A 23,054-nucleotide genomic window follows, 5' to 3' on the forward strand; every position below is an offset into this window, starting at 1 on the left:
CATTGCCTATTTTGCGGCGAGCGCGCTCAGTCGGTCGAGATCGAGCGCGTTCACTGCGGCCTTCAATTCCCCGATATCGGCGACGGTGCCCTCCGCCTCGACCATGAAGCGGTCGGCCAGTGTGGTGGCATATTTGCCGTGGCGGCTGTCCTTGTCCCATTCCTCGGTCACGATGCGGCCGTCGATCGTCTGGGTGCGCTCATAGCCGCTGGCGGTCTGGCGGTTCGATTGGACGTTGAGCGCCGCGCCGATCCCGGCAAAGGCGCCGGCCACTGCGATGTCGTTCACCTCCAACTCGATCTCGTCGTCGCCGGCACGGTAGCGGGCGGAGGCATGGGCGCCGGCGGACATGCCGCTGCTCTCAATCTCGGTACGGGTGAAGCGGCCGATCTTCTCGGGCAGCAGCGCCTGCAGCACATCGGGCGCGATCGCGGCGGAGCGGCCATTGTTGGTCGCTTCCTCCATCCGCTTGGCGGCCTGTTCCATCTGCTTGGTGGCGTCGTCCATCTTGTCGACGTCGATCTTGCCGATGCCCGGCACCATGATGTCGGCGCTAATATCGTCCGGGCCGGCATGGCCACCCAGCAGGCCGCTGAACGGCATGGCGAGCAGGCTGGCGAGGATGAAGAGCAGCGCGCCCGCGACCATGGTGACGATGGTGTAGGGCAGCGCCTTCTGCTCTGGCACCTTCATCAGGCGCGGCAGGCCGAGATAGAGGAGGTAGAGGCTGTAAAGTCCGAGCAGGCCGAGCATGCCAAGGCCCGGCAGCAGCGAGAAGATGCCGGCCAGCCAGCCGGCGGTCGCCGAATAGGCGGAAATCTTGAACGCCTTGAGCTTGTCGCGCTGGCCGCCGAAGCTGGGGGCGAGGAAGTTGATGATGATCGCCAGCACGGCCAGGCCGATCAGCGACAGGACATAATGGGCGATCGCCATGCCGATCGCGCCGATCAGCGGCGGGCGCCAGGTGATGCCGAACAGGCCATGGCCAAAGACCTGTCCGCCGATCAGGGTCGCGAGCGGCGGGATCGCCGCCAGGATCATGGCATAGCCGGTATAGATGCTGCCGATGCTCGCCGGTTCGGCCTCGATCACCGGCCATTCGTCCCTGGGGCGCAGGATGATCGCCTTGGCCCGATCGGCGATGCCGGGCGGGGTGGAAACCGGGTTGCTATCCGACATGACCGTGCTCCCTGTTCTCTGGCTTATCCTCTGGCCCGTTCTTTGGGCGCGATAGGATCAGCAAGCGCAGCCCTTGGCAAGCGACAAGTGGTGCTTTTGTCCACAGCTTTTCGCCGGGCGGGACTGGCGCGCGGGCGCGGGCGTCGTTAGATTGCCGCGATGTCTCATTCCGCCTTCGTACCGCTGCGCATCTTTTCGTCCTTCACCATGCTCGAAGGGGCGATCGACCCCAAGAAGATCGCCAAGCAGGCCAAGGCCCTGGGTTTTCCGGCGGCGGCGATCACCGACCGTAACGGCCTTTATGGGTCGATGGCCTTTTCCGATGGCTGCAAGGGCGAGGGCGTGCAGCCGATCGTCGGCGCCATGCTGGGCGTGGTGCGGCCGGGCCGGCCGTCCAATGCGCCGGCGGTGCATGACTGGATCGCCCTCTATGCGCAGGATGCGGGCGGCTATGACAATATCTGTGCGCTCGTCTCGATGGCGCATCTCGACCGGCCGCTGGAGGAAGTGCCCCATGTCACGCTCGACATGCTGGAGGGGCGGACCGATGGCGTGATCGCGCTGACCGCCGGCGGGGAGGGGGCGATCGCTCGCCTGTTCGCCGAGGATCAGCCCGACGCTGCGCTCGCTTACGCCGACCGGTTGCAGGCGCTGTTCCCCGATCGGCTCTATGTCGAGATTTGCCGCCGGCTCGACCCGGTAGAGGGCAAGGCGGAGCCGCAGTTGCTCGACCTAGCCTATGACCGCAATCTGCCGCTGGTCGCGACCAACCCGACCTGCTTTGCCGAGCCGGAATTTCACGCGGCGCATGACGTGATGCTGTGCATTGCCGATGGCGCCTATGTCGAGACGCCCGATCGCCGCACCAGTTCGCCCGACGCCTGGATGAAGCCGGCGGCGGAGATGAAGCGGTTGTTCGAGGATCTGCCCGAGGCGCTGGCCAATACGCTGGTCGTGGCCCAGCGCTGTGCGGTGATGGCGCCCAAGCGCAAGCCGATCCTGCCCAGCCTGGCCGGCGATATCGAGGGCGAGGGCATCATGCTACGCGATCAGTCGATCGCCGGGCTGGAGGCCCGGCTGGAGAAGGCCGGGATCATCGCGGACGAGGCGCGCCAGCCCTATTTCGAGCGGCTGAAGTTCGAAATGGACATCATCATCCAGATGGGCTTCCCCGGCTACTTCCTGATCGTGGCCGACTTCATCAAATGGGCCAAGGATCATGATATTCCGGTGGGGCCGGGCCGTGGTTCGGGTGCCGGATCGCTGGTCGCCTGGGCGCTGACCATCACCGATCTCGATCCGTTGCAACTGGGCCTGCTGTTCGAGCGCTTCCTGAACCCGGAACGGGTCTCCATGCCCGACTTCGATATCGACTTCTGCGAAACGCGGCGCGGCGAGGTGATCCGCTATGTGCAGCAGAAATATGGCAGCGATCACGTCGCCCAGATCATCACCTTCGGTAAGCTGAAGGCGCGCGCCGTGCTGAAGGATACCGGCCGCGTGATGCAGATGAGCTATGGCCAGGTCGACCGCCTTGCCAAGCTGGTGCCCAACCATCCGACCGATCCCTGGACGCTGGAGCGATCGCTGAACGGCGTCGCCGAGTTCAAGGCGGAATATGACAATGACAATCAGGTCAAGCGCCTGATCGACTATGCGATGAAGCTGGAGGGCTTCCCGCGCCACAGTTCCACCCATGCGGCCGGCGTGGTGATCGGTGACCGCCCGCTGAGCCAGCTGGTGCCGCTCTATCGCGATCCGCGATCCGACATGCCGGTGACCCAGTTCGACATGAAGTTCGTTGAGGGCGCCGGGCTGGTGAAGTTCGACTTTCTCGGCCTCAAGACGCTGTCTGTGCTGCAAAAGGCGGTGCAGCTGCTCAAGGGGCGCGGCGTCACGGTCGATCTCGACACACTGGCCTGGGACGATGCCAAGGTCTATGAACTGCTCCAGCGCGGCGACACGGTCGGCGTGTTCCAGCTGGAATCCGAAGGCATGCGCAAGACGCTGGCCGCCGTGCGTCCGACCAATTTCGGCGACATCATCGCGCTGGTGTCGCTCTATCGTCCCGGCCCGATGGACAATATCCCGATGTTCGGGCGCCGCAAGAACGGCCAGGAAGAGATTGAATATCCGCACATCCTGCTGAAGCCGATCCTCGAAGAAACCTATGGCATCTTCGTCTATCAGGAACAGGTGATGCAGGCCGCGCAGATCCTGGCCGGCTATTCGCTTGGCGACGCCGACCTTCTGCGCCGCGCCATGGGCAAGAAGATCAAGGCGGAAATGGACGCCCAGCGCCTGCGCTTCGTCGAGGGCTGTGCCAAGAGCGACATCAAGCCGGCCAAGGCCAACGAACTGTTCGACTTGATCGACAAGTTCGCCGGCTATGGCTTCAACAAGTCGCACGCCGCCGCCTACGCGCTGCTCGCCTATCAGACCGCCTGGCTGAAAGCCCATTATCCGGCGGAATTCTATGCCGGGTCGATGGCGTTCGATATCCATCTGACCGAAAAGCTGACCGTCTTCGTCGACGATATGCGGCGCATGGGCATGACCTGTCTGCCACCCGACCTCAACCAGAGCGAGGCCGACTTCACCGTCGAGGCGGTGCCGTTCGAGGGTGATGATCCGCGTCTGGGCTTTGCCGTGCGCTATGCGCTGGGCGGGCTCAAGGGCGTGGGCGAGAAGGCGATGGAGCAGCTGGTTGCCGAGCGCGAAGCCAATGGCCCGTTCAAGCATCTGGACGATCTGGCCGACCGGATCGAGCCACGCCTGCTCAACCGGCGGCAGCTCGAAAGCCTGGCCGCGGCCGGTGCGTTCGACACCATCCATGCCGACCGGGCCGGGGTGCATGCGGCGGCCGAAACACTGCTGAGCGTCGCGGCAAGCGCGGCGCAGGCACGCGAAAGCGGGCAGGGCGGCCTGTTCGGCGATGTCGAGACGGCCCATGCCGACGTCCGTATCCCGCCGCATCAGGCCTGGACCGTGTCGGACCGGATGGCGCAGGAAAAGGAGGCGTTCGGCTTCTATTTCTCGGCCCATCCGGTCGACCGCTTCCGCCATCTGGCCGATGCGCGCGGCGCGAAAAGCTATGGCGAAATCTGTTCCCAGCCAATGGGCATGCCCAATGCCGAAGGACGGGTGATGGGCATCATGGCGGCGATGGTCGAGGATGTGCGCTGGCGCGAGACGCGGCGGGGTGCGCGCTATGCCAACGCCACCTTCTCCGACCAGAGCGGCCAGTTCCAGGCGAGCTGTTTCGACGAGGATGCCTGCAAGCAGATCGAGGAACTGGCGCGCGAGGGCGATTGCGCGCTGCTGCATGTCGAACTCGATCGCCTGCCGGGCGAGGAAACGCCGCGTGTCACCGTGCGCCGGATGGAGCCGTTCCGCGAGATCGCCAACGTGTCGCGCATGGAACTGGTGCTGGACATCGAGATGGTCGAGGCTGTCGCAAAGCTGGCCGCGATCCTGTCCGGCAGCAGGGGCGGGCGGTGTGAGGTGTTCGTGCGCGCGCCGATCGGCGATGGCAAGGCGGCCCGTGTCTTCCTGGGCGACGACTTCACGCTGGGCGCCGATCAGGTCGACGCGATCAGTGGTATTGCCGGGCTGACCGTCCATAATCTGGCGCGGATGGAGGCGAAGTCGGACGGCTATCGCACCCGCCATCGCCGATCGGCCATGCGGCTGGTCGGCTGATCCCGCCCGTTCCCCAGTCCGAGGAGAAATCTGTGTCCGAAGCGACCCTGGCCCTGGTCCATGCCTATTATGACGCCTTCAACCGGCAGGATGCCGAGGGGATGCTGGCGCTGCTGGCCGACGATGTGCGGCATGAGCCGAGCCAGGGCGCGGCCCGCATCGGCAAGGCGGCCTTCGCCGATTTCCTGGCCCATATGAACATTTGTTATGCCGAGACGGTAATCGATCCGATCGTGCTGGCCAATGCGGAAGGGACGCGGGCGGCGGCCGAGTTCCTGCTGGATGGGCGCTATCTGGTGACCGACGAGGGCCTGCCGCCGGCCGCCGGCCAGACCTATCATCTGCGGGTTGGCGCTTTCTTCGACATCGTCGAGGGGCAGATAACGCGCATTTCCAACCATTATAATCTGGCCGACTGGATCGCGCAGGTCGAAGGGCATTAAGCCTTCGCCAGTCCTGTCGCCATCCCATCCTGAGGTATCCTTGACCCACATCCGCGTTGCCGCCGCCCAATATCCGATCGAGCAGGTGCAGAGCTTTGCCGCCTGGCAGGAAAAGCTGACCCGCTGGGTGGAGGAAGCCGCCGCGCTGGGCGCGACCCTGGCGATCTTCCCCGAATATGCGGCGATGGAGCTGGCCGGGATCGATCCCGAGCGGGCGGCGGATCTGACCGCCTCGCTCGACCTGGTGATGCAGTTTGGCGAGGCCTATGACCGCGTCCATGCCGAGCTTGCGGCGCGGCTTGACATCATGATCCTGGCGGGTAGCCGGCCGGTGCGGGAAAGCGACGGGCGGATCGTCAACCGCGCGCGGCTCTTCTGCCCGGACGGCACCACCGGCCATCAGGACAAGATCATGATGACCCGGTTCGAGCGCGAGCGCTGGGGCATCAGCGGCGGCGACAGCATCAACCTCATCCACACGCCGATCGGGCCGGTCGGCATCTCGATCTGCTATGACGTCGAATTTCCGATGATCGCGCGGGCGCAGGCGGAGGCGGGCGCCAAGCTGATCCTGACGCCATCGGCCACCGACACGATGCAGGGCTATTGGCGGGTACGGATCGGCGCGCAGGCGCGGGCGATGGAAAATCAATGCTTCGTCGTCCAGTCGCCCAGCGTCGGCATGGCGCCCTGGCTGCCCTGCATGGACGAGAATTTCGGCGCCGCCGGTGCCTTTGGACCACCCGATGGCATGATGCCCGATGATGGCGTGATCGCGCTGGGGCAGGCGAACGGCCCGGCTTGGGTATTGGCGGACATCGACCTTGCCATGGTCGACCAGTTGCGTGCGGATGGCACGGTGCTGCCCTTCCGACACTGGCCCCAACAGCATGTGCCCTTCCACATCATCCAGAATGGCGCGGGATCGGACGTGATCGCGCAGATGGCCAGCGATGCCGCGCGCGATGATGCGCCGGCCGCGCCGCAAATCGAAGATCAGGAGATTGCAGAATGACCGAGCCGTCGATCATCGTCGACCGCGTGACCAGCGATGCGCAGGGACTTGAGGCGCTGGCGACGCTGCGCATCCGCATCTTCCGTGAGTGGCCCTATCTTTACGAGGGCGATGCCGCGCATGAGGAGGCGTATCTGCGCGCATTTCTGGCGAGCGACAAGGCGACTTTGGTGCGGGCGCGGATCGGCGAGGAACCGGTCGGCATCGCCACCGCATCGCCGCTGGCCGGCCAGCCCGACAGCCTGGTCGCGCCGCTGGTGGCAGCCGGCGTCGATGTCGCGCGCAGCTTCTATTTCGGCGAGTCCGTACTGTTGCCGGCCTATCATGGCCGCGGCATCGGCCATCTCTTCTTCGACGCACGCGAGGCGGCGGCGCGCGACGCCGGCGCCGATTTTGCGATCTTCTGCGGCGTGGTGCGCCAGGAGAACGATCCGCGCCGTCCGGCCGACGCCCGCGACCTTGCCCCCTTCTGGCGCAAGCGCGGCTATGCGCCGATCGAGGGCGCGCTGTGCGACATGAGCTGGAAGGAAATTGGCGGCAGCGAAAAGGTCAGCCACCCGATGCAATTCTGGATGCGGGCGCTGTAAGGGGCGGGTCCGCGCGCATGGCGACGAAAGCTTTCCCTTGATTTCGCGCGTGGCGGGTGGTGATGGGATATCCATGATTATCTCGACCATTCCCTGGGACCAGCCTGCCACCATGATCGACCTGGATGGCAAGGCGCCGCTGATCGCGACGGTGCGCGATTGCGTCATCCATTATGGCCTGTTCAAGCCCTTCGCCAAGGAACAGGCGCGGGTGCTGCTGACCCAGCCGGTGCATCGCGAGGGGCAGAAGACCCGGACCTGGCTGCTCAATCCCGATGAAATCCAGCAACTGGCGGACAAGCTGCGCGCCGAGGGCTGATCTAGCGGCGGCGGCCGGCCTGGAGCAGGGCGTAGAAGGTCACCGCCGAAAAGCCGATCGCGCCGGTGAGGCCGATGGCCGCGCCGATCCAGGCGCCGTCCATGCCGGCCAGCAGCTGGCCGGCGAGAAAGCCGATAATCGGCAATATCATCAGCAACAGGCAGCCGAGCGCCGCCATGTCAGCGGCTTGCTTCGGCGGCCTTGGCCCGCTCCAGGAAGTTGCGGGACAGGCCGTGATAGAGGCGCTCGCGACAGAATATCTGGGCGGATGCGTCGGCGACCAGCGCGGCGCCCAGCAGCGGCAACATGAAGCCGCGGCTGCCGGTGGTTTCCGAAATGATGATGACGGCGGTCAATGGCGCGCGCACCACGCCGGTAAAATAGGCGACCATGCCCAGCAGCACGACGGCGCTCGCCGGTTCGCCTGGGAAAATCCAGCGCAGCAGATTGCCGAACCCGGCGCCGGTGGCGAGCGAGGGCGCGAAGATGCCGCCGGGAATGCCCGAGACGCTGGTGGCGAGGGTGCTGAGGAATTTGGCGGGGGCGAACCAGAGCGGCTGGTCGCCGCCCGCGATCATGGTGCGGGCCGGGGCATAGCTGGTGCCCCAGGTGAGGCCGGTGGCCACGCCGATCGCCGCCACCAGCAGGCCGCAGCCGCCGGCGAACAGCACCGGATGGGCCCGCATCCAGTCGGTCATGCGATTGCGCGCGGTGGCGGCATCGAGCGCCAGCCGCGCGAACAGGCCGCCGGACATGCCGTCCAGCAACCCGGCCAGCAGCGCGATCGGCACGGCCGACTGCAGCGGCAGATGGGCGGCGACCGCGCCGAAATAGACATAGTCGCCAGCGACGCCGAGGCTGACCATGCCCGAGATGATGACCGCGGTGATGACCAGCAGGGTCATGCGCTGCTCATAGGCGGAGGCCAGTTCCTCGATCGCGAAGGCAATGCCGGCGAGCGGCGTGTTGAAGGCGGCGGCAACGCCGGCCGCGCCGCCCGCGACCATGACGGACGCGCGCAGCGGCACGTTCAGCAAAGCGTGGACGCGGGCAAGGATGGCAGCGGAAATCTGGACGGTGGGGCCTTCGCGGCCGACTGAGGCGCCGACCAGTAGGCCGGCGATGGTCAGCACGACCTTCAGCAGGGCCATGCGCAGGTCAACCAGGCAGCGGCCGACCTTTTCCGGCAATTGGGTGGCGGCGATCACCTGCGGGATGCCCGATCCGCCGGCAAAGGGCGCGACGCTGCGGGTGATCCAGGCGAGGGCGGCAAAGCCGAGCGGGGTCAGCAGCAGCGGCAGCCAGCGATTGGCGGTGGCCAGGCGATGGAAAGCCTCGGTCGCTTCGTCCGCGGCCCAGGCGAAGGCGAGCGCGGCGAGGCCGACCAGCACGGCGCCGCCGATCAGGGCGAGGCGACGGCGGAAAAGCAAGGATGTCGGCCCGCTATGGCGCAGCAGCGCGCGGGCGCGGCGGCGGCTCCAGCGCTGGCCGGGGCGGCTCATGACGGACGTTGCGCGCCGGGGCGCGATTGACGCAGGACGCGGAAAGGGGGCGGCGCGGATGCCATGGCGCGAAATATCGATCCCGGTGGGCTGGACGCGCCCTCCCTACCAGCAAAATGGGCGATGGCCAGTATTTTCCGGCTATTTGTCCATTTTCCCGATCGACAAGCGGATCGCCCCTCAGAGCCGCTCCATGCGCAGCCAGTCGGGATCGCCGGACCAGGCGCTGGTCAGGGCCTTGCGGGCGGCGGCGGCCTCTGCCTTGTGCCCCTGGGCTGCCTCCGCGCGGGCGAGGCCGTAAAGCGCCCAGCCATTATTGGGGGCCTGGATCAGCGCTTGGCGGAAGGCGGCGCTGGCTTCGTCGTGGCGGCCGGCGAGGAAGAGGGCAGCGCCGAGCGACTGATGCACCGGATAATACCAGTAGGCCGGTTCCTGATAGGGTATCCTGCGCTCCAGCGCGATCGCGGCGCGATAATGATCGGCGGCCTGCGCATAGCGGCGCTGGGCGGTGGCGAGGCGGCCGCGCGCGACCGCGGTGGCGAGCGCGATCAGGTCAGGGGCCGGGACGCCCTGCGCAATCATCGGGGCCAGTGCATCGGAGCGGGCGAGCGCGCTCATCGCTGCGACCTCCGCATCGAAGCCGCGCTGGTCGCGCTGCTGGGCATGGGCGACGGCGCGGGCATAATGGCGCATGGCGATGGCATAGGGCAGGCGCGGATCGGGCGCGGGCAGGGCGAGGATGTCGGCGGGCGCGGCGAACTGCGCCATGGCCAGATAGGGGGCGGCGTCGATCGCCTGGATCCAGGAGATGGCGGCCGAGGTTTCGGGATCGAGGATGGTGCGCAGGCGCCGCGCCTCCCGTATCGCGCTGCCCATGTCGCCGGCCATTTGCGCGGAGGCGACGATGAAATGGACATTGTGCGGATAATAGCCGTAGCCCACCAAGCTGTGGTCGTCGGTGGCGCGGATGAAGGCTTCGTCGGCGCGGGCGGCGGCGATGTTGACGCGGATCGAGTCGCGATAGCGGCCGACGACCTGATAGATGTGGCTTGGCATATGGACGAGATGGGCGGCGCTGGGCATGCCATCGGCGGAGAGGCGATCAGCGGCGGCTTCGGCGCGTTTTGCGTCGCTCGCTTCGAGCAGATGGATCATCAGATGCGCCGCCTGGACATGGGCGGGATTGCGGGCCTGCACCGTTTCGACCAGGCGGACGGCAGCGCCGGCGCGCCCGATCGGGGTCTTGCGGTCGGCCTCCCAATAATTCCACGGGCTGGTGTCCATCGCCGCTTCGGCCGCCAGCAGGGCGACATCGTCATCGGAAGGAAAGCGTGCGGCAAGTGCCAGCATCGCATCGGCATAGGCGCCGTCGAGCGCGGCGCGGTCGGCATCGGGATCAGGGGCATAGCGCAGCGCCGCCGCCGCGATCAGGCCGCGCTCCATCGGTGACGCTTGATCGCGCAGCGTCATCGCCCGGTCCATCGCGGCGAGTGCGGCGTCCCGGTCGCCGGCATCCATCGGTGCATTGATATTGGGGCCGAGCGCCACCGCCTCGCCCCACCAGCAGAGCGCGCAGGCCGGATCGAGCCGCTGTGCCATCCGGAAGGAGCGGACCGCGCCGGCATGGTTGAAGCCGTACATGAGCAGCAGGCCCTGGCTGAAATAGCGGCGCGCCTGCGGATTGGTGGTGGTCAGCGGAAAGCGCGAATGGGTGAGATCGTCGAACAGCGGGATCGGCGGCGCGTTGGTGATCGGCTGGGCGGCGGCGGCCGCGATCAGCAATTCGCGGGCGAGGGCGGAGCCGGCCCGTGGGCCGCTGCACAGGCTGCGGGCGAGGCGGACGGGATCGAGCGCGGCAAGCGTCGCGGGCGAGAAGGCGGGTTCGATCGATACGGAGGCGAGCGACAGGCCGATGCCCAGCGCGGTCGCTGCCCTTATCCAGTCAGCCATGCGTCCGGCCCTTCCCCAAAAGCCCGCCATCCTGTGAGACAGACTATATCATCGGGGAAGGGGCCGGTAAATCAGGGCGTCAGTGCGCCTGTTCGAGATAGGCGTCGATGGTCGCCAGATGCGCGTCCTTGGCCTGCTGCGGCAGGAAGGAGCCGATGATGCTGTTGCGCGCCAGCAGGGCAATCTGTTCGCGGGTCAGGTCGCGTGCGGCGGTGACGGCGCGATAATTGTCGTTGAGATAGCCGCCGAAATAGGCCGGATCGTCGGAATTGACCGTCGCGCGCAGGCCCATGTCCAGCATCCGGTCGAGCGGATGGCTGGCGATGTCGTCGATCACGCATAATTTGAGGTTGGAGAGCGGGCAGACGGTCAGCACCATCTGCTCGTCCACCAGTCGCTCGACCAGGGCATCCTCCTCCAGCGCGCGATTGCCATGGTCGATCCGGTCGACCTTGAGCAGGTCGAGCGCTTCCCAGACATAGGCGGGCGGGCCTTCCTCGCCGGCGTGGGCGCACAGCTTGAGGCCGGCATCGGCGGCGGCCGCGAAGACGCGGGCGAATTTCTCGGGCGGGTGGCCGACTTCCGACGAGTCCAGCCCCACCGCCTTGATCTGCGGCAGCCAGGGGGTGGCGGCGCGCAGCGTGTCGAACGCCTCTTCCTCGCTCAGATGGCGCAGGAAGCTCAGGATCAGGTCGCTGGTGATGCCATGCCGTTCTTCCGCGTCCCGCATGGCTGACAGCAGTCCCTCGATCACATGGGCGAAGGGCACGCCGCGCGATGTGTGCGCCTGCGGATCGAACATGATTTCGGCATGGACGATATTGTCCTGCGCTGCGCGATCGAAATAGGCGGCGGCGAGATCGTGGAAATCCTGCGGCGTGCGCAGCACATTGGTGCCGGCATAATAGATATCGAGGAAATCCTGGAGATTGCCGAAATCATAGGCTTGGCGGATCTCGTCGATCGAGCCGTAAGGCAGCGTCACGTCGTTACGCCGGGCCAGCGCGAACATCAGTTCGGGCTCCAGCGTCCCTTCGATATGGAGGTGCAACTCTGCCTTGGGCAGTCCGGCGATAAATTGGTCGATGTCGGTCATGGGGCCTCTATACAGGATCGACCACCATGGCACAGGAGCAGGCCGCGCGAAACGGTCGTTGCAGCGCCATGCTGGTTTGCGTGGAAGGTCGTGTGTGGAAGGCCCCGCGGTATTTATTTGGCGATCAGCGTCGGCCGCCATAGCATTCATGATCCCTGATCATGACATCATGCCGATCATCGCATGAACCTGAACGGCCTCTCCTGTGTTATCCTCCATCTGGGTAGATGGCAGGCCGGAAGACGGCCGCCATTTTTTTCTTCGATAGAGCGCGCAACCAGCGTCTGCAGGGGAGATTTTCATGGCCGATTTTCCGGATATGGGCGTGTCGCGACGTGGCATATTGGCGGGCGGTGCCGCCTCCGCGACGGTTGCCGTCATTCCAGCACCAGTTCAGGCACAGCCGTCTCCCGCTGCGCCGCCGCCGATGATGGCGGTCGATTTCATCGTGAATGGCAAGCGGCAGCAGTTGAAGCTCGACACCCGCACGACATTGCTCGACGCGCTGCGCGAACATCTCAAGCTGACCGGCACTAAGAAGGGCTGCGATCATGGCCAGTGCGGCGCCTGCACCGTGATGGTCAACGGCACCCGCATCAACAGCTGCCTCAGTCTGGCGCTGCAGCATCAGGGCGACGAGATCACCACGATCGAAGGGCTGGGCATGCCCGACAACCTCCATCCGATGCAGGCGGCCTTCATCGCCCATGATGGCTATCAGTGCGGCTATTGCACGCCTGGGCAGATCTGCTCTGCCGTCGCCGTGCTCAAGGAAATCGAGCAGGGCGTGCCTAGCCATGTCCAGGCGGACATCACCCGCGCCCCGGACTATTCCAATATCGAGATGCGCGAGCGGATGAGCGGCAATCTCTGCCGTTGCGGCGCCTATTCCAATATCGCGCAGGCCATGGCGCAGGTCGCGGGAGCAAAGGCATGAAGAGCTTCACCTATGAACGGGCGAAGACGCCCGAGCAGGCCGCCGCCGCCGTAGCCGGCCGGCCTGGCGCCAAATATCTGGCTGGCGGCACCAATTTGCTCGACCTGATGAAGCTGGAGATCGAGACGCCCACTCATCTGGTCGATGTCCAGGATCTGAAGCTCGACCGGATCGAGAAGACAGCGGAGGGCGGGCTGCGGATCGGCGCGCTCGTCACCAACACGGCGCTGGCGTCGGACATGGCGGTCCGCCGCGACTATGGCGTCCTTGCCCGTGCGATCGTTGCCGGCGCCAGCGGCCAGCTGCGCAACAAGGCGACGACAGCGGGGAACCTGCTGCAGCGAACCCGCTGCCCCTATTTCTACGACACCAACATGCCCTGCAACAAGCGTCGGCCCGGCACCGGCTGCGCGGCGATCGGCGGCTTTTCCCGGCAGCTGGCCGTCATCGGTTCGTCGGACCAGTGCATCGCCACCTATCCCGGCGACATGGGCGTGGCGCTGCGCCTCCTCGATGCGAAGGTCGAGACGGTGAAGGCCGATGGCGCGAAGCGCGCAATCGATTTTGCCGACTTCCATCGCCTGCCCGGCAATGAGCCGCAGCGCGACAATGTGCTGGAGGCTGGCGAACTGATCACCGCCGTCACCCTGCCCAAGCCGATCGGCGGCACCCAGCTCTATTACAAGGTGCGCGACCGGGCCTCCTATGCCTTCGCGCTGGTTTCGGTCGCCACCGTCATCCAGAAGGACGGTAGCGGACGCGTGGCATTTGGCGGCGTCGCCCATCGGCCCTGGCGGGTGGAAGCGGCCGAAGGCGCCTTTCCAGGCGGCGCCCGCGCGGTGACGGAGAAGGTCTTTGCCGATGCCCGTCCGACCGAGGACAACAGGTTCAAGCTGAAACTGGCCGAGCGGACGCTGGCGTCGCTCATGGCCCAGGCGAGGAGTTGATCCCATGAAATTCGATGCCCCCGCCAAAGCCAATCTGTTCGATCAGGCCAAGATCGTCGGCAAGTCGACGCCCCGGATCGACGGCCCGCTCAAGACCACCGGCCAGGCGCCCTATGCCGCCGAACGCCATGATGTCATCGCCAACCAGGCCTATGGCTTCGTCGTCGGATCGGCCATCGCCAAGGGGCGGATCGCCGCGATGGACACCAGCCTGGCCCGCGCCGCGCCGGGCGTGATCGCGATCGTGACCGCCCCCGATACCAAGCCGGTCGGCAAGGGCATGATGAACTATGCCCCGCTGTTCGGTGGCAGCGACATCCATCATTATCATCAGGCGATCGCCTGTGTGGTGGCCGAAAGCTTCGAGCAAGCGCGCGCCGCCGCGGCGCTCATCCGCACCGATTATGTGCGGGACAAGGGCGTGTTCGATTTTCCTGCCGTCGCCCCGGCCGCGCCGCTGGCCAAGGGGCAGGGAGGCAAGCCCGACACCAGCAGTCAGGGCGATTTCGCCACCGCCTTCGCCGCAGCGCCGGTGAAGCTCGACGCGCGCTACAGCACCGCGAACGAAAGTCATTCGATGATGGAACCGTTCGCCACCATCGCTGCCTGGGACGGCGACAGGCTGACGCTCTGGACGTCCAACCAGATGATCGCCTGGGCCAAGCAGAGCATGGGCAAGATCCTGGGCATCGACCCTGCCAATGTGCGGGTGGATTCGCCCTATATTGGCGGCGGTTTTGGCGGCAAGCTGTTCGTGCGGGCGGATGCCGTGCTGGCGGCGCTGGGTGCCAAGGTGGCCGGACGGCCGGTCAAGATTGCCGTGCAGCGCCCGCTGATGGCCAATAACGCGACCCATCGCCAGGCGACGATCCAGCGCATCCGTATCGGCGCGGAGCGGGACGGGCGGATTACCGTGATCGGGCATGAAAACTGGTCGAGCAACATCAACGGCACGGATGGCGAGGATGGCACGGCCCAGACGCCCAAAGTCTATGCCGGCGCCAATCGCATGACCGCCAATCATGTCGCCATGCTCGATCTGCCGGAGGGCAATGCGATGCGCGCGCCCGGCGAAGCACCGGGGCATCTGGCGCTGGAAGTGGCGATCGACGAACTGGCCGAAAAGCTCGGCATGGACCCGATCGAACTGCGCATCCGCAATGAGCCCGAAGGGACGGTGCCCGCCAACGCGACCCAGCGCATTTCCGACCGCAATCTGGTCCGCTGCCTGCGCGAAGGGGCGGAGCGGTTCGGTTGGGCGCAGCGCAGCGCCAGGCCGGGGCAGCGCCGCGAGGGCGCCTGGCTGATCGGCATGGGCGTCGCGGCGGGCTATCGCGGCGGGCCGACGGCGACCTCCGGCGCGCGCGCACGGCTCGGCACGGATGGCCGTATCACCATCGAAACCGACATGACCGACATCGGTACCGGCAGCTACACCATCATCGCCCAGACCGCGGCGGAAACCATGGGCGTGCCGCTCGATCGGGTCCAAGTGGTGCTGGGCGATTCCGATTTTCCCGCTTCATCGGGTTCGGGCGGCCAATGGGGCGCGGCCAGTTCGACCGCCGGCGTCTATGCCGCCTGCGTGGCGTTGCGCCGCGCGATCGGCCAGAAACTGGGGTTCGACGCCGATAGCGCGACCTTTGCCGACGGCCGGATCGATGCGGGCGGTCGCCGCATGGCGCTGACCGATGCCGGCGCCCTGACGGCGGAGGATGAAATCAGCTTCGGCGATTTCAAGAAGGGCTATGACGTCGGCACTTATGCCGGCCATTTCGCCGAGGTGGCGGTCAACGCCTATACCGGCGAAACCCGCATACGCCGCATGCTGGCGGTGTGCGATGCCGGCCGCATCCTCAATCCGCTGTCGGCGCGCAGCCAGGTGATCGGTGCCATGGTCATGTCGGCCGGCTCCGCCCTGATGGAGGAACTGGCGGTCGACACCCGCTTCGGCTTCTTCGTCAATCACGACCTTGCCGGCTATGAAGTGCCGGTCCACGCCGACATCCCGCATCAGGAATGCATCTTCCTCGACACGCTCGACCCGGTGGTCTCGCCGTTGAAGGCGAAGGGGGTGGGGGAATTGGGCATATGCGGTCCCGGATCGGCGATCGCCAACGCCATCTACAATGCCACCGGCATCCGTGTGCGTGACTATCCCCTGACGCTGGACAAATATCTCGACCAGATGCCCGACATCGCCTGACCCTCAACCGGAGCAAGAGCATGAAGCCGGACAAGACCGCCATCGTCCTGATCGAATATCAGAATGATTTCGTCAGCGAGGGCGGTGCCCAGCATGAGGCGGTGCGGGACGTGATGCGCGCCACCAGCATGCTGGCGAACAGTATCGCGCTGCTGGATGGCGCGCGCCAGGCGGGACTCACCATCCTTCATGTGCCGATCAGCTTTGCGGAGGGCTATCCCGAACTGTCGCCCCGGCCCTATGGCATCCTTGCCGGCGTGATCGCCGCCAGGGCCTTTCGCCGTGGCAGCTGGGGCGCGCAGATTGCCGATGCGATGGCGCCGACCGATGGCGAGATCGTGGTGGAGGGCAAGCGTGGCCTTGACTGCTTCGCCAGCACCAATATCGACTTCATCCTGCGCCAGCATGGCATGACGCACCTGGCCATTGCCGGCTTTCTCACCAATTGCTGTGTCGAATCCACCATGCGCTCCGCCTATGAACGGGGCTATCATGTCGCGACGCTGATTGACTGCTGCGCCACCATCGGCGAGGAGGAACAGCGCGTTGCGATCACCAAGGATTTCCCGATGTTCTCGCTGCCAATGACCGGGCGGGATTTTCTCGCGCAATTTGGCTGAAGGACCGATCTGTCCCCTCCAGAGCGGGGGACTTCTGGCCGGGAGGGCAGCATTTGCCCTGATGCCTGCACCATTCTGCAAACGCTTCATAAGTTTATGTTGCTGTGCAGCATAAGCCATTGTGGGCCGTAATCGCCGCGGTTAGGGGCGCTTTCGATGAGGCTGGCAGGGAACAGGTGTCGAGTTGGCGAGTGAGCGTTTCGGCTTGCGGCAGGCGGCCGCGTGGCTGTCGGAGGTGGTGGGGCCTGACCGCAGCTATGTGAATGTCGGGATCGTCTATACGGTGGCGATCAGCCTGTTGTCGCTGGCCACCCCCATTTCCGTGCAACTGCTGATCAACTCCGTGGCGCGTACCGCGCTGGTCGCGCCCTTGTGGATCCTGTCCGGCGTGCTGCTGGCACTGCTGCTGGTCGTGGCGGGGCTGAGCGCGCTGCGCGTCTATCTGCTGGCGATCTTCGAACGCCGCATCTTTGCGCGGGTGGTCGCGGAAATCACCGTGCGCGCGGTGCATGCGCAAAACCCCTTCTTCGTGGATGAAAGCCGGGGCAGCCTGTTCAACCGCTATTTCGACATGGTGATCGTCCAGAAATCGGTGCCCAGCCTGGTGATCGGCGCCTTCACCATCGTGCTGCAGGGGGCAGTGGGACTGGTGGTGACCAGCTTCTACCATCCCTTCTTCCTGGCCTTCAACCTGGTGCTGGTGACGGTGTGCCTGATGATCTGGCTGGCCTGGCGGCATGGCGCGATCACCGGCGCGGTGGGCGTGAGCCACGCCAAGCATAATGCCGCGCACTGGCTGGAAAGCGTCGGCGGTTCCAACGGTTTCTACAAGTCGGCCCGGCACCTGAATTTCGCGATGGATCGCTCCGAAACGGTCATTTCCGACTATATTGCCGCGCATCGCCGCTATTTCCGCTACAGTTTCGCCCAGACGCTGGGCTATTTCCTGGTCTATGCCTTCGCGGCGGCTGCCTTGCTTGCGCTCGGCGGGAATCTGATCCTGGCCGGCCAGCTTTCGATCGGGCAACTGGTCGCGGCGGAACTGATCCTGTCCGGCGTCTTCTACGGCATCTACCAGCTCGGTTCCTATCTCGACACCTTCTATGATCTGGTCGCGAGCAGCGAGGAGTTGTCGCAAATCCTGGCCATCCCGCAGGAGCGGCTGGGCCAGCGCGGGGAGGCGCCGCGCGACGGATCGGTGCGCTTCCGCGATGTCGAGATCGACAAGGCCCAGATCAATTTCGAGATTGCGAGCGGCGAACAGGCGGTGATCCTGGCCGAACCGGGCATGGAAAGCGCGCTGGCGCTGCTGCTCAAACGCCACGCCGCGCCCGACAGCGGCATCGTCCTGATCGGCGGCAGCGAACTGGGCAGTTTCGACATGTATCTGCTGCGATCGGCGGTGATGGTGCTCAATCGTCCGACCATCATCGATGTCACCCTGCGCGAATATCTGTCGTTCGCCGAAGGCCGCGACATGGATGGGGCACGGATCATGAACGCGCTGGAACGGGTGGGCCTGGGCGCGCGGCTCGCCAGGCTGCCGCACGGGCTGGATACCCAACTCGCCAGCTCCGGCTCGCCGCTGTCGATCGTCGAAGTGATGCAGCTCAAGCTTGCCAATGCTCTGCTCAGCCGTCCGCGCGTGCTGCTGTTGTCGCAACTTTACGACATGATGCCGATTGCCAGCCTCAAGGCGACATTGGCCGAGTTGCGGGCAGCGGGTACGACCGTGCTGCTCAGCAGCGGGCGCCCCGAAGCGCTCGACCTCGACGCCTGGTATTGGGTTGGCGCGCGCGCGCAGCAACGGTTCACCGACAAGGATGAATTTGCCCGCTTCGTTGCGGCGCGGGAGGCGCAGGCATGACGCTCGATCGCGCCCAGGCCGAACATTTCCCGTCGCTCGCCCAGTTGCGGCCGCCCCGACTGGTGACGACCGTCGCCTGGCTCATCCTGCTGGGCGTCCTGCTCGTGCTGGCGATCCTGTTCGTGCCCTGGCAGCAGACGGCGCAGGGCGGTGGCCAGGTCACGACGTTGAGCGCGCAGGACCGCGCCCGCGACGTATCCTCGCTGGTGAGCGGCCGCGTCGCCGAGTTCTACGTCAGGGACGGCGATCATGTCCGGGCCGGCGATCCGATCGTCCGGGTGGTCGATGTCGATCCCGATTTCCTCGCCCGGCTGGCCGGGGAAAAGGCGCAGGTCGAGGCGCAGATCGCGGCGGTCCAGCAGGCGCGGGCGACCGCGATGATCGACGTCAATCGCACCAGTCAGCTTTATGCCGAAGGGCTGGCCGCCCGGCGCGATTATGAGCAGACCCAGATCAAGGTCGCGGATGTCGATGCGAAGCTGGCCGAAGCGCGCGCGAAGCTCAAGCAGATCGAGATCAAGCTCGCGCAAAGTTCGGCGCAGATCGTCTCTGCGCCGCGCGAAGGTCGGGTGCAGGATCTGAATGCCGCAGCGGGCGGCGCGCTGATCTCGTCCGGCACGGTGCTGGCGACGATCGCGCCCGAGAATATAACCCGCGCGGTCGAGCTGTATGTCGATGGGCGCGACGTGCCCCTGGTCGAGCCGGGGCGCCAAGTGCGGCTCGAATTTGAGGGCTTTCCGGCCTTCCAGTTCAGTGGCTGGCCGGCTTTTGCTGTTGGCATCTATGACGGCCAGGTGCGGTCGGTCGATCCCACGCCGCGCACCGACGGACTGTTCCGGATCTTGGTGGAACAGGCGCCGGGCAAGACCGCCTGGCCGGAGCGACGCTTCGTCCGTCAGGGCAGCAAGGTGCTGGGCTGGGTGCAGGGCGACACGGTGCCGGTCTGGTATGAATTGTGGCGCCAGCTCAACGACTTTCCGCTCAACTTCGGCCAGGATCAGGTGGCCGGCAAGGGCGAGGCGAAAGCGCCCAAGGACGACAAGAGTTCGATCGAGAAGAAGAAGTGACGATGTGGCGCGCGATGGCGCTTCCCATGCTGGTCGTGGCCATGGGCGCGGGCACCCTCCCGTGCGCGGCTGGTGCAGCCATGTCGGTCGATGCGACGCCCGCGCCGACCGCAGGGCAGCCCTCGACGCCGCTGACGCTGGATGAGGTGCTGCAATCCTCGGCCCGCTCGGCGCCCGATATCATTGCCGCTTTGGCGCGCGCGCGTCAGGCCGAAGGGCGCGCGATCAGCGCACAGGGCGCTTTCGACACGGTGTTTTCCGTGGATGCCCGCAGCCGGGTCGAGGGCTATTATGACGGCACGCTGATCGACAGCAAGGTCGAACGCCCGCTGACCGGCAATGGCGGCTATGTCTATGGCCAATATCGCAATTCGCGCGGGGATTTCCCGGTCTATGAGGATAAGGCCTATACCAATCGCGCGGGCGAGCTGAAGATCGGGGCGCTCTATGCCCTGATGCGCGATCGCCTGATCGACGCGCGGCGATCCGCGTCGCAAATCGCCGGCAATCACATTGACATCGCGCGCTTTGAAACGCGGGCGACCGCCATCGGCGTGCAGGCGCGCGCCATTGCGGCCTATCAGAAATGGGTGGCGAGCGGCCTCAAGCTCAAGGCCTATGAGGCGCTCTACGATCTGGCGGAAAGCCGTAGCCAGGGCATTGCGCGCCAGGTGCAACTGGGCGCCAAGTCCGCGATATTGCTGACCGAGAATGAAGCCAACATGGTCAAGCGCGAGGCGCTGGTGGTGCAGGCGCGGCAGGAGTTCATGGCGGCGGCCAACAGCTTCTCGCTCTATTATCGCGATGCGGACGGATTGCCGATCCTCGTCGATGCTGCGCGCCTGCCCGCGTCTGCCTCCGCGTTCGACGGCCTGCGGATCAACCCGCTGTTCGCGATCGAGGATCGCCCCGACTTCGGCATCCTGCTGGAGGAAATCGACAACGCCTCGGTCAAGCTGGCGCTTGCCGAGAACGACACCCGCCCCAAGCTGGACTTCGAGGGGCAGGTCGCCAAGGATGTCGGTGCCCAGGGGCTGGGAGGCTATAGCCGTACGCCGCTGGAGGTGATCGTCGGCGTGACCTTCAAGGTGCCGCTGCAGAACCGCAAAGCGAGGGGCAAGGTTGCCGAGAGCCAGGCAAAGATCGACGAACTCACCGTCAAGCAGCGCTATCTGGCGGAAAAGATCCGCACCGAAGTGGCCGGCATCGGCATCGAGGTCGACGCCGCGCGCGTGCTGGTCGATACGACCCGCCGGCAGCGCGACCTGGCCGAACGACTGGCCCAGGCCGAACGGCGCCGCTTCGATCTGGGATCGAGCGATTTCTTCCTGGTCAATAGTCGCGAGGAAGCGGCCACCGACGCCGCGGTCAAGCTGATCGAGGCGCAGGCCCGCATCGCCGCGGCCCAGGCCGAAATGGCGGCGGCAACGGCCGATGATCGGGCGCTGGGACTGGATCGCAGCTAGGCGGCATATGGCTGCGACCTGGCGTCAGGTCGCCGGTCGGTCGGGAAAACGGGCCTTGATCGCCGCATAGGCGGCTCTCGCCTTCATCAGGGCGTCGAACTGGACATGCTGCCAGGGCGAGCCGATCGCGACGGCGCCATCGACAATCTTCCGGTTGCTGCCCCAAAGTCGATGGCAGTGCCCGGCGCCGCGTGGGACGCAACTGTCGAAGGACATGCCGGGGCGGGCCCCGATGCGATCCCTGATGTCGCGCATCAGAAGCTGGCCCGGCGCATAAGCGCGATAATCCTCGTCGAACGCCATCTTGAAGCCATGGCCCCAGATGGCGGCTTCAAACCAGCTCGACATGGCGATGGCGCGGCCCCCGACCGACAGGGTGGCGAGGCGGGCGCTGCCGTTCGCATGACCGCGTTCTATCACTTCGCAAAACAGGGCCTGGGTCGCGCCGTCGCTTGCCAATGCGCTGCCGCTACGGCCTTTCCAGCCCGATGCCTCAAGGTCCAGAAACGCGTCGATCCAGGCTGTGCATGGCGCGTCCGGCGCCAGAATGTCGATCGTGACCGGGCCATGGTCCTGTTCCAGCCGCTTCGACAGGCTGCGCAGTCGGCTCCGCATTTTCGCGTCGCCGCGGCCTTCCCCTTCCTTGCCGGCGCGATAGGCTGGACGATCATGGCAATGGATGGTGTGGAATGCTCGCCTTTCCCGTTCGCAGCGGTCGAACAGGGCGATACTGACCGGATCGTCGGCATCCAGTCCGGAGACATGCAGCATGATCTCCCCGCCTGTGCGCTGGTCCAGGAAGGCGAACAGGCTCTTCCAGAACAGATCGGCGGACTGCGCGATGACCAGCGGCGTACCCAGGAACTGGTTGGTCGCCGACCAGTTGCGCCAGATGCGAACGGGCCACCGGCCGAAGCGTGGTGCAGCGATCAGCGGCATGACGCCCAGCCATGGTCCATCGATGGGCGCAACGACGGCCAGAAGCACGTCAGCGCCATCAGGCGCGTGGCTCAGGGCGGCGTCCATGAACCAGTCCTGCGCGAAGACATTGGCGGCCCCGGCCAGTGCCGACAGGGCTGCCCACTGCGCGCGATCATCGGCCGTCAGATCGACATGGCGCAGGATGCGGACGGCAGGTTGGTCGGCGTCCGACATCGGCCAGGCATGGCTGGCGTCCGGTTGGAAGCTGCCGGAGGCGGGAAGGTGGCTCATAACAGCCCGGCCTTGCGCGCCACGCGGCACCCGATCGAGCGCCATTTGGCGGCCTTGGGCCATATCGGCACGTCGCCGGTGGGCAGGCCCCATCGCCGCAGCAGCGGATTGATCTGCATGGCGTCGCCCAGCGCCTGGCTCCACTGGCTCTGCCAAGTGATCGACAGCGAAATGGACGGCTCCGCGCCCGCCCTGACCCAATGGGGCGAGGCATAGGGGATGAACAGGCCGTCGCCCGGCTGCATGGGGTGGATGTCGGCATCCGCCTCATAGGCGTCGTTCCAGGGCAGCATATTGTCGCCACCACCATAATAGGCTTCGTGCCGGTCGATCGGCAGCCATGGTGCCATAGGGCGATAGGTCGCGAACTGTTTGTCGCCCGCGATCTGGAAGAGGATATTATATTCGCAATCGAAGTGAAACGGGGTGAGCGTTCCCGGCGCGGAAATGAAGATGAACCCCCGCACCGTCAGCCCCGGACCGGTCGCTGGAGAAATTGCGGGGCCGATCTGGTCCATCAGCCTGGCCAGCAACTCGCGATAGGCGGGCAGTTGCTCGACGAAGCGGAGCATGATCCAGTTGCCGCTGGTCTGGATCGAGCGAATGACGGTGGCGACATCGGCGTCGTCGGAGCGGTCCATCGCGAATTCGCCGCCATTGGGGGCGTTGCCGATCCGGCGTTCGACAAATTGCGGTGGCAGGTCGATGCTGGCTTTTGCCAGGGCTTCGAACGAGAGCAGCGGATGGTCCGTCAGGCTATGCTGCAGCATGGTCGGTGACAGCGGATAGGCGCTGGCGAAAGGACCGAGACTGGACGGCGCAACAAAGCTCATGGAGGAAGTTCTTCCGCAATGACGAGATCAATTGCCGCAAACTTGTCGTGCAAGGTTGAAGATCGCGTTAAACAAGATGCGCGTCTTCCTGTATATTTTTAGGCCA

Annotated in this window: 19 protein-coding genes; 12 read left to right on the forward strand and 7 right to left on the reverse strand. The window is 65.7% G+C overall.

All coding sequences use genetic code 11. The features are described 5' to 3' along the window. Positions 1–6: 6 nt before the first annotated feature. Positions 7–1,179: a Yip1 family protein gene (locus tag BRX37_RS09950; protein ID WP_125986662.1), complete on the reverse strand. Its 1,173-nt coding sequence runs from the start codon at positions 1,177–1,179 to the stop codon at positions 7–9. Between the two features lie 159 nt (positions 1,180–1,338). Between BRX37_RS09950 and dnaE the strand changes: the two genes are divergently transcribed. The 5 genes from dnaE to BRX37_RS09975 all read left to right on the forward strand — a co-directional run bounded on the left by dnaE (position 1,339) and on the right by BRX37_RS09975 (position 7,245). After that, positions 1,339–4,881, forward strand: coding sequence for a DNA polymerase III subunit alpha (gene dnaE / locus BRX37_RS09955; RefSeq protein ID WP_004211996.1), 3,543 nt, complete (start codon positions 1,339–1,341; stop codon positions 4,879–4,881). A 32-nt stretch (positions 4,882–4,913) separates the two neighbouring features. Further along, positions 4,914–5,324 (forward strand): ketosteroid isomerase-related protein, encoded by a 411-nt coding sequence (locus BRX37_RS09960; protein WP_125986664.1) that lies wholly within the window; start codon positions 4,914–4,916, stop codon positions 5,322–5,324. A 40-nt stretch (positions 5,325–5,364) separates the two neighbouring features. Further along, on the forward strand, positions 5,365–6,339 hold the full coding sequence (locus BRX37_RS09965; RefSeq protein ID WP_125986666.1) for a carbon-nitrogen hydrolase family protein: 975 nt from the start codon (positions 5,365–5,367) through the stop codon (positions 6,337–6,339). Continuing rightward, complete coding sequence (locus BRX37_RS09970; protein ID WP_125986668.1) at positions 6,336–6,926, forward strand: GNAT family N-acetyltransferase; 591 nt, start codon at positions 6,336–6,338, stop codon at positions 6,924–6,926. Before BRX37_RS09965 ends, BRX37_RS09970 begins: the two co-directional genes overlap by 4 nt. Before the next feature lie 73 nt (positions 6,927–6,999). After that, the gene (locus BRX37_RS09975; protein ID WP_010337356.1) at positions 7,000–7,245 is read left to right on the forward strand and encodes a hypothetical protein; all 246 of its coding nucleotides are present in this window, start codon (positions 7,000–7,002) and stop codon (positions 7,243–7,245) included. 1 nt (position 7,246) lies between these two features. On the opposite strand, the gene BRX37_RS26710 is transcribed toward BRX37_RS09975, so the two are convergent. The 4 genes from BRX37_RS26710 to BRX37_RS09990 form a co-directional block, all read right to left on the reverse strand. Next, complete coding sequence (locus BRX37_RS26710; RefSeq protein WP_168708657.1) at positions 7,247–7,396, reverse strand: hypothetical protein; 150 nt, start codon at positions 7,394–7,396, stop codon at positions 7,247–7,249. 28 nt (positions 7,397–7,424) lie between these two features. Further along, positions 7,425–8,747: a chloride channel protein gene (locus BRX37_RS09980; RefSeq protein ID WP_125986670.1), complete on the reverse strand. Its 1,323-nt coding sequence runs from the start codon at positions 8,745–8,747 to the stop codon at positions 7,425–7,427. Positions 8,748–8,927: 180 nt separating this feature from the next. Further along, entirely contained in the window at positions 8,928–10,697 is a 1,770-nt protein-coding gene (locus tag BRX37_RS09985) for a tetratricopeptide repeat protein (protein WP_125986672.1), read from the reverse strand. Between the two features lie 79 nt (positions 10,698–10,776). After that, positions 10,777–11,793, reverse strand: coding sequence for an adenosine deaminase (locus BRX37_RS09990; protein ID WP_125986674.1), 1,017 nt, complete (start codon positions 11,791–11,793; stop codon positions 10,777–10,779). Between the two features lie 301 nt (positions 11,794–12,094). On the opposite strand from BRX37_RS09990, the gene paoA reads away from it, so the two are divergent. The 7 genes from paoA (at position 12,095) to BRX37_RS10025 (ending at position 20,903) form a co-directional block, all read left to right on the forward strand. Continuing rightward, on the forward strand, positions 12,095–12,730 hold the full coding sequence (gene paoA / locus BRX37_RS09995) for an aldehyde dehydrogenase iron-sulfur subunit PaoA (RefSeq protein WP_125986676.1): 636 nt from the start codon (positions 12,095–12,097) through the stop codon (positions 12,728–12,730). Beyond that, positions 12,727–13,677, forward strand: coding sequence for an FAD binding domain-containing protein (locus tag BRX37_RS10000; protein WP_125986678.1), 951 nt, complete (start codon positions 12,727–12,729; stop codon positions 13,675–13,677). Before paoA ends, BRX37_RS10000 begins: the two co-directional genes overlap by 4 nt. A 4-nt stretch (positions 13,678–13,681) precedes the next feature. Next, positions 13,682–15,883, forward strand: coding sequence for an aldehyde oxidoreductase molybdenum-binding subunit PaoC (gene paoC, locus BRX37_RS10005; protein WP_125986680.1), 2,202 nt, complete (start codon positions 13,682–13,684; stop codon positions 15,881–15,883). A 20-nt stretch (positions 15,884–15,903) separates the two neighbouring features. Continuing rightward, positions 15,904–16,503 carry a cysteine hydrolase family protein gene (locus BRX37_RS10010; RefSeq protein WP_125986682.1) on the forward strand — a complete coding sequence of 200 codons (600 nt, stop codon included), beginning with the start codon at positions 15,904–15,906 and terminating at the stop codon, positions 16,501–16,503. A gap of 184 nt (positions 16,504–16,687) precedes the next feature. Then, entirely contained in the window at positions 16,688–18,370 is a 1,683-nt protein-coding gene (locus BRX37_RS10015) for an ATP-binding cassette domain-containing protein (protein ID WP_125986684.1), read from the forward strand. Continuing rightward, entirely contained in the window at positions 18,367–19,437 is a 1,071-nt protein-coding gene (locus BRX37_RS10020) for an efflux RND transporter periplasmic adaptor subunit (protein WP_017501808.1), read from the forward strand. Before BRX37_RS10015 ends, BRX37_RS10020 begins: the two co-directional genes overlap by 4 nt. A gap of 2 nt (positions 19,438–19,439) precedes the next feature. Next, complete coding sequence (locus BRX37_RS10025; protein ID WP_125986817.1) at positions 19,440–20,903, forward strand: TolC family protein; 1,464 nt, start codon at positions 19,440–19,442, stop codon at positions 20,901–20,903. A 24-nt stretch (positions 20,904–20,927) separates the two neighbouring features. On the opposite strand, the gene BRX37_RS10030 is transcribed toward BRX37_RS10025, so the two are convergent. Further along, a complete protein-coding gene (locus BRX37_RS10030; protein WP_125986686.1) occupies positions 20,928–22,115 on the reverse strand; it encodes a GNAT family N-acetyltransferase in 1,188 nt (395 codons plus the stop codon). Further along, positions 22,112–22,948, reverse strand: a complete 837-nt coding sequence (locus BRX37_RS10035) for a cupin domain-containing protein (protein WP_097383583.1) — start codon at positions 22,946–22,948, stop codon at positions 22,112–22,114. The genes BRX37_RS10030 and BRX37_RS10035 overlap by 4 nt, the downstream gene beginning before the upstream one ends. Positions 22,949–23,054: the final 106 nt, after the last annotated feature.

The sequence above is a fragment of the Sphingomonas sp. S-NIH.Pt3_0716 genome, from assembly GCF_003950715.1.
In the GTDB taxonomy this organism is placed as follows: domain Bacteria; phylum Pseudomonadota; class Alphaproteobacteria; order Sphingomonadales; family Sphingomonadaceae; genus Sphingobium; species Sphingobium yanoikuyae_A.

Coding starts and splice junctions, on each gene's coding strand:
- BRX37_RS10010 (WP_125986682.1), top strand. CDS start 15,904: ATGAAGCCGGACAAGACCGCCATCGTCCTGATCGAATATCAGAATGAT.
- BRX37_RS10000 (WP_125986678.1), top strand. CDS start 12,727: ATGAAGAGCTTCACCTATGAACGGGCGAAGACGCCCGAGCAGGCCGCC.
- BRX37_RS09985 (WP_125986672.1), bottom strand. CDS start 10,697: ATGGCTGACTGGATAAGGGCAGCGACCGCGCTGGGCATCGGCCTGTCG.
- paoA (WP_125986676.1), top strand. CDS start 12,095: ATGGCCGATTTTCCGGATATGGGCGTGTCGCGACGTGGCATATTGGCG.
- dnaE (WP_004211996.1), top strand. CDS start 1,339: ATGTCTCATTCCGCCTTCGTACCGCTGCGCATCTTTTCGTCCTTCACC.
- BRX37_RS26710 (WP_168708657.1), bottom strand. CDS start 7,396: ATGATATTGCCGATTATCGGCTTTCTCGCCGGCCAGCTGCTGGCCGGC.
- paoC (WP_125986680.1), top strand. CDS start 13,682: ATGAAATTCGATGCCCCCGCCAAAGCCAATCTGTTCGATCAGGCCAAG.
- BRX37_RS09980 (WP_125986670.1), bottom strand. CDS start 8,747: ATGAGCCGCCCCGGCCAGCGCTGGAGCCGCCGCCGCGCCCGCGCGCTG.
- BRX37_RS10035 (WP_097383583.1), bottom strand. CDS start 22,948: ATGAGCTTTGTTGCGCCGTCCAGTCTCGGTCCTTTCGCCAGCGCCTAT.
- BRX37_RS09950 (WP_125986662.1), bottom strand. CDS start 1,179: ATGTCGGATAGCAACCCGGTTTCCACCCCGCCCGGCATCGCCGATCGG.
- BRX37_RS10020 (WP_017501808.1), top strand. CDS start 18,367: ATGACGCTCGATCGCGCCCAGGCCGAACATTTCCCGTCGCTCGCCCAG.
- BRX37_RS09990 (WP_125986674.1), bottom strand. CDS start 11,793: ATGACCGACATCGACCAATTTATCGCCGGACTGCCCAAGGCAGAGTTG.
- BRX37_RS10030 (WP_125986686.1), bottom strand. CDS start 22,115: ATGAGCCACCTTCCCGCCTCCGGCAGCTTCCAACCGGACGCCAGCCAT.
- BRX37_RS09970 (WP_125986668.1), top strand. CDS start 6,336: ATGACCGAGCCGTCGATCATCGTCGACCGCGTGACCAGCGATGCGCAG.
- BRX37_RS09975 (WP_010337356.1), top strand. CDS start 7,000: ATGATTATCTCGACCATTCCCTGGGACCAGCCTGCCACCATGATCGAC.
- BRX37_RS10025 (WP_125986817.1), top strand. CDS start 19,440: ATGTGGCGCGCGATGGCGCTTCCCATGCTGGTCGTGGCCATGGGCGCG.